Annotated in this window: 6 protein-coding genes; all 6 read right to left on the bottom strand. The window is 43.4% G+C overall.

Going from position 1 to position 6,688, the window contains the following annotated elements; translation table 11 throughout:
* Nucleotides 1-571 precede the first annotated feature (571 nt).
* Nucleotides 572-982: a prepilin-type N-terminal cleavage/methylation domain-containing protein gene (locus SWH54_06385; protein MDY6790880.1), complete on the bottom strand. Its 411-nt coding sequence runs from the start codon at nt 980-982 to the stop codon at nt 572-574.
* A 548-nt stretch (nt 983-1,530) separates the two neighbouring features.
* Entirely contained in the window at nt 1,531-2,928 is a 1,398-nt protein-coding gene (locus tag SWH54_06380; protein ID MDY6790879.1) for a sigma-54 dependent transcriptional regulator, read from the bottom strand.
* Nucleotides 2,929-2,945: 17 nt separating this feature from the next.
* Complete coding sequence (locus SWH54_06375; GenBank protein MDY6790878.1) at nt 2,946-4,232, bottom strand: dihydroorotase; 1,287 nt, start codon at nt 4,230-4,232, stop codon at nt 2,946-2,948.
* Nucleotides 4,216-5,154, bottom strand: a complete 939-nt coding sequence (locus SWH54_06370; GenBank protein MDY6790877.1) for an aspartate carbamoyltransferase catalytic subunit — start codon at nt 5,152-5,154, stop codon at nt 4,216-4,218. The genes SWH54_06375 and SWH54_06370 overlap by 17 nt, the downstream gene beginning before the upstream one ends.
* A gap of 9 nt (nt 5,155-5,163) precedes the next feature.
* Nucleotides 5,164-5,817 (bottom strand): signal peptidase I, encoded by a 654-nt coding sequence (gene lepB, locus SWH54_06365; GenBank protein ID MDY6790876.1) that lies wholly within the window; start codon nt 5,815-5,817, stop codon nt 5,164-5,166.
* Nucleotides 5,818-5,949: 132 nt separating this feature from the next.
* Entirely contained in the window at nt 5,950-6,423 is a 474-nt protein-coding gene (locus SWH54_06360) for a phosphatidylglycerophosphatase A (protein ID MDY6790875.1), read from the bottom strand.
* Nucleotides 6,424-6,688 lie beyond the last annotated feature (265 nt).

The following is a 6,688-nucleotide window of genomic DNA, read 5'->3' as shown; positions in this document are numbered from 1 at the left end:
ACGAAAGGAATATCAGGCCTAATAAGCTGATTTCAAATCGATCCCTCTTGATATCGTCACTAAATCGTATTATATTAATTAGTTAGAAGCTTTTATAAAATTTTAACCGGACACTAATGATCAAATATATTTATCAAACCTTTTGCAGGAATAACTGTTCGATAATTTCCTCGTTGTTTTTCAATATACCACTGCCTGAAAATGCATATCCGTTGTCGTTAGTAAGCGGGGAGACTGAAGCGCTCTTATGTAAGGTGGAATGAAAAAACAGTCCGCATTGCATCGGGCATAATTTTCAGTTTCGGCTTAGGCAGGGAAACATAGGCTCTTGTTGCGATAATAAATGAGTTGGGGATAGTGATTCTCAGTTCGCCCTGCTTAAATCCGTCTTTTATGCTAAATTCTATTTTTGAGATGGATTGATTCTATAATGGATACGACAAATATTCTAATATTTGTTCGTACTAAGCCTTAAAATAAAAAATAAATGCTTGGGAAAAAGCAAATAAAGCGGAGAGAGCCTGGCTCTCTCCGCTTCGAAGTCAACAGCCTAAACCACCTTGTACCCCTATTATTGAGCAACTACTTTCTGATAGACACCTGCAGCGGGCCAACCATCACCCTGGGCATTAACGGGGTTGGCTGTTGTGTAATCTGTCGGGCACCTACTCGACACATCGGTCACCGTAATTGTAATGGCAACATTGGGATTAGTTGCTGAAACAGTGAAGGTATTCGCATTCGGATTGAAGGTAATGTCGGCAGTAGCAATTGCTATGTGGGTCGGGATAGCAAAGTAGTCAGCGACATCTGCGGCAATGTTATTGGCATCAGATTCCGCCCGGGAGCAAAAGCTCTTGTTACGATAAGAAATAAAGTTGGGTATGGCAATGGCTGCCAGAATACCGATGATAGCGATAACGATCATCAGCTCGATTAAAGTAAAACCTTTTGAATTGTTTCCTCTTAGTTTTTTTAACATTTAAATCCTCCTTGATATTAAAATTGATGTATGTTTTCGTCTTATATTTTACGATTTTTTTAAAGTCGGTTTAAAGTGCATTCTCCTTTTATGCTTTTATGTTTTTTTCATCCCCCCTTTTTAAATCTGAGTTAATCACCGGTCCAAATTTTATTTTTGTTTGGTATCTAATGAATGCAAGGAATATGCCATATTTTTATCAGAGATTACTGATTTTCAACCCGATGATATTACACCATTAACTTATATTTAATAAAAAAGTTTGCATCTTCTCATCGGTAAATTGCAATTTATCTTACAAAATTTGTCATTCTTTTGACAAAATTTGTCACCGTTCAATTCCCGGTTAAATAATTTAGTCACCCGAGTTAATTCGCCCTATTCACCCCAACACCATATAAATACATGGTATACTTCGCGCCTGGTATTAATAAATTTTAGCAGGGTAGTTAGAAATAATGAGGCAAGCCCTCTATAGACGGGTAATCCTTTTATGAAAGGAAAAACAATTGCAACCCAGGTCTAGGCAAATTTTAAAAATAACCGACTTACTTTTCTATCCCCAGTTTTTCCAGGCGATACCGCATAGACCTCGTGCTTATATCGAGCAGATCGGCCGCCTTTTTCTTGTCGCCGTTTTTACACTTCAAAGCCTTTTGTATATATGCCCTTTCAATCTCTTCGATAACGGTATCGAGAGAAACGCCGTTTTCCACCTCATCCAGATCAAACCGCCTGTTTTCAATTCCCTCAATCCACCTGCGTTTATGGATGGAAAGTGTCAGGCTGTCGGGCAACAGAATATTGGTGCTGGTAAGAGCAACACTTCGCTCCAGTAAGTTTTCAAGCTCCCTGATATTTCCCGGAAAGTCGTATTTTTTTAAAAGCTCTATGGCATAGGATGACACTTTGGTGACTTCTTTTCCCATTTCACGGGAATATTTATCCAGAAAATGCTGGGCAAGTGCTTTAAGATCGCTCTTTCTTTCCCGAAGCGGAGGCACCTTAATCTCTATCACGTTCAGACGGTAGAAAAGATCTTCCCGGAAACTTCCGGCGATGACCTCATTCTCCAGTTCTTTGTTGGTTGCCGATATAATTCTTACGTCCACTGAAATATTATCATTGCTCCCCACTGCCTTGAACACTTTTTCCTGTACCACCCTGAGCAGCTTTACCTGCAATGAAAGGCTGATTTCTCCGATCTCATCGAGAAAAATGGTCCCTTTGTCTGCTATTTCGAAAAGGCCTTTTTTATCAGTGGTTGCCCCGGTAAAAGCGCCTTTTTTGTGGCCGAAAAGCTCACTTTCTATTAAATTTTCCGGTATACCACCGCAGGTGATCACTACAAAGGGCATTTCACTGCGGTCACTTTCCTGGTGTATCGCGTTTGCGATCAGCTCTTTGCCGGTTCCACTTTCACCGGTAATCAAAATATTGGTTTTTGTTTTTGCCACCTGCCGTATCATTTTGTAAATGTGCAGCATGCCAGGGCTGTTGCCGACAATCTTTCCGAAATGCAGATTTTCCTTGAGCTCATCGTCAAGAATCTTTTTTTCATGTTCCAGGGTTTTCAGGTCAAGGGCATTGGCGATGGTCTGTTTTAGTTCTTCATTATCAAAAGGCTTGGGAACATAATCGTACGCACCTTCATTCATTGCTTCCACGGCCGTCTCCGCCGTGGTATAAGCTGAAATCATGATTACAATAGTAGCGGGATTTTTCTTTTTTGAGGCTCTTAATACATCCAGACCGGTGATATCTCCCAGCCTGATATCGCAAAGCATCAGGTCATACCGTTCCTTTTCCAGCATGTCGATTGCCCTGAGGCCGCTTTCAGCGCATGAAACCGAATATCCCTCTTTGGTCAGCATGAATTCGAGCAATTCGCGCATGCTGAGTTCATCATCTACCACCAAAATATGGCTTTTTTTGTTATCGTTCATTGAGCGTTTATCATCCATCAATGGATCATGTTGTTTGGCTCTTCAAACACAACCTTTCCGCCCACCATGGTAAGTACCGCTTTTCCTTTGACTTCCCTCCCGCTAAAAGGTGTGTTACGGCTAAGGGAATGAAAGCTTTCTGCATCGATGGTATACAATCGATCCGGATCAATGATGGTAATGTCCGCAGAATTGCCTTCCCGGATGCCATTTTCCAGGTTCACGATTCGTGCAGGATGGGTGGACATTTTCTCAACCAGTTGCTCTATTTTAAGCACGCCGTCTTCAACCAGTTTCAGGCTCAGGGAAACTGAAGTTTCCAGTCCGATGATGCCGTTTTCCGCCTGATCAAACTCAACTTCCTTTTCAATGGAAGAATGGGGGGCATGGTCGGTGGCAATCACGTCAATCGTGCCGTCTGCAAGTCCCTCTCGAATTGCTTCCCGGTCTTTTTTTGAACGAAGCGGCGGGTTCATCTTGGCATTGGTGTCATACTGGCCCACATCATCTTCCGTAAGGGTAAAATAATGGGGAGCGGTTTCCGCCGTTACCGGCACGCCCCGTTTCTTCGCGTTCCTTATGGCCCGGACCGATTCCAATGTGCTGACATGGGCAATGTGGACAGGGCTGTCGGTTAACTCGGAAAGTGCGATATCCCGCATGACCATCACGCTTTCACATGCGTTCGGTATTCCGGGCAGGCCCATCCTGGTTGCGAATGCTCCTTCGTTAACCACTCCACCGGCCAGCAGATTCAAATCTTCACAGTGGGATATGACAGGCAGTCCGAATCCCTTTGCGTATTCCATTGCCTTTCGCATCAACTGGCTGTCGGTAACCGGACGGCCGTCATCTGAAACGGCAACAGCGCCCGCATCTTTTAAATCTCCGTATTCGCACAATTGGGTTCCTGCCAGCCCTTTACTTATTGCAGCCACAGGATAAACCCGAACCGTATCGGCCACCATCGCCCTTTGAAGAATGAACCTGGTGACCTGGCTGTTGTCATTCACCGGATTTGTGTTCGGCATGCAGCAAATCGCCGTAAAGCCTCCTGCGGCTGCAGCCAGGCAACCGCTTTGTATGGTTTCTTTATACTCATGCCCGGGTTCCCTCAGATGGACATGCATGTCGATAAGACCCGGAGTCACGATCTTACCGGTGGCATCAATGGTTCTGCCTTCTGCTTTAGTGCTCGTCCCTTCTTGTATTTCAACAATCTTACCATTTTCAATCAATACATCAGCTATACCATTAAAGTTCCCGGGATCAATCACTCTTCCACCTTTAATCAGTATCTGCATTTCGCGTACCTCCTGCTACCAGATATAAAAGGGCCATGCGAACCGCAACACCGTTGGTCACCTGATCCAGAATAATGGAATATGAGCCGTCAGCCACATCCGGTGCTATTTCAACGCCTCGATTGATGGGACCGGGATGCATAATCAAAATGTCATCTTTTGCATTTTCCAGTCTTTTCCTGGTTAACCCGTATACCCTTGCATACTCACGTTCTGAAGGAAATAAGAAGCTCTTTTGTCTCTCTTTTTGTATCCTGAGCATCATAATTACATCTGAATCGTTGATGGCATCTTTAATATTAGGGGTAAAAGAGACTCCAAGGGTCTCAATACCTTTGGGAATCATGGTTTGAGGTCCGGCAAGAATAACCTCGGCTCCCATTTTGGTAAAACCGATGCAATTCGAACGGGCAACCCTGCTGTGGGATATGTCCCCTATGATGGCAATACGCAGCCCTTTGATTTCTCCCTTATTTTCCCTTACGGTCATCAGATCCAGAAGTGACTGGGTCGGATGGGCATGCATGCCGTCGCCGGCATTAATAATGGCGGGGCTCACCATACGGGCCAGCATGTGAGGAGCACCTGCGGATGAATGCCGGATTACGATTACATCAGGATTCATCGCCTCCAGGTTTCTGGCGGTATCGATCAGGGTTTCTCCTTTCACCATGCTGCTGGAGCTTGCAGATATGGAAAGGCTGTCGGCGCTCAGTCTTTTGGCTGCTATATCAAATGAAGTACGGGTTCGCGTGCTGGGTTCATAGAAAAAAAGGACAACGGTTTTGCCCCTTAAGGTAGGCACTTTCTTAACCGGCCTTTGAGAAATCTCCTTCATACTGTCGGCTGTATCCAGAATCATGTTGATTTCATCAACAGAAAGGGACGCCATATCAAGAATATTTTTTCTTTCAAATTGCATGATACACCCTCACTTCAGCACTCTTCCCACCCTTTTCCATCTGATACCAAAATTATCGTTATCCCAGGACCAATAAATAATAAATGCTTTTCCGTTAACCGCTTTTAAATCAACAAAACCCCAGAATCTGCTGTCATAACTTTCATCCCGGTTATCCCCCATGACAAATAATTTGTTTTCAGGCACTTTAATCGGACCGAAATTGTCTTTGCGACACGGGGCATCTTGTCTGATTCCCGGTGGACATCCGGGCACAATAAAAGAATCGGTGAACTGGGCAAAGTCGCTATTTGCTTTTATATTATTTACAAAAACCTGTTTATTGCGAATTTCCACTTTGTCCCCTCCAACACCGACCACGCGCTTAATGAAATCTTTTTCAGGATCCTGGGGAAACTTAAATACAACGATATCCCCTTGTTTTGGTTTTTTAACAGGAATAATCGTCGTTTTGGAAAACGGAATCTTAACTCCGTAAATAAACTTGTTAACTAAAATATGGTCTCCGATCAATAGGGTCTGCTTCATTGAGCCTGAAGGAATTTTAAAAGCCTGAACGGCAAAAGTGCGTATAAATAAAGCAAGAAGAACGGCCACCAGGATGGCTTCGATATTTTCTCGGATATTGCTGGTCCTTTTTTCAGCCACATCCTTTACAGACAAACCGTTTTTTTCCAAGTTATGATAAACCTTTTATTTACAAATTTATAAGCTGCCATTTTGAGATATTTAAATCCTAAAATCGCAATTTTTAAATAAACATCGACAATTGCAGTCGTTCATGCCACGTTGAAATTATAAAATAGAAATTGGAACAAGAAAAAAGATCACTCTTAAAATAATATTGGCCGCAATTCCTGCGGCAATATCATCCAACACGATACCTGCTCCGCCTGAGATACGCTTTTCCATGTATCTTATGGGAAAGGGCTTTGAAATATCAAGAATCCTGAAGATAACAAAACCGGCTGCAACGTAAAATACATTAAATGGGAGTCCAATAAGCGTCACTGCCATACCGGCAATTTCATCAATGACTATACTGCCGGGATCTTTTTTCTGTAATATTTTCTCGGCATCATTGGCAACCCATATGGAAAATAGAATAAACAGTACCATGCAAACCACAGCGGCCGGTTCGCTTAACTTGGACAAAATAAAGCAAAGCAGGATTCCAGCCAAAGACCCGAATGTGCCTGGAGCAAAAGGAATTTTTCCGATAAAGCAGCCTGTTGCCATAAACAACACCGCTTTTTCTTTAAAATTCATGGCTCGTGTCTATAATCCAGCGCTCTTTTTGTCAAGATATTATAATGGATATTGGGCACTTGATCCTCGTTGTTTGATGCTGGGTGCTGGTTATTCGTTGCCCGGTACTGAGCATTCGAGATAAATCCATGCCATTCAACATTCGACGTTTCCGGGTAGAACTGGGAGGTTACCCTCCCAGAGCCCCCACAGACCCGTACGAGCGCAATTAACGCATACGGTTCCTCAGGTTATGGCTTCGCTACACGTATGAATGCACTATTCT

The organism is Thermodesulfobacteriota bacterium (assembly GCA_034189135.1).
Taxonomy (GTDB): Bacteria; Desulfobacterota; Desulfobacteria; order Desulfobacterales; family JAUWMJ01; genus JAUWMJ01.
Note: the sequence above shows the minus strand (reverse complement) of the source record. Positions and strands in the feature narration are given on the sequence as shown.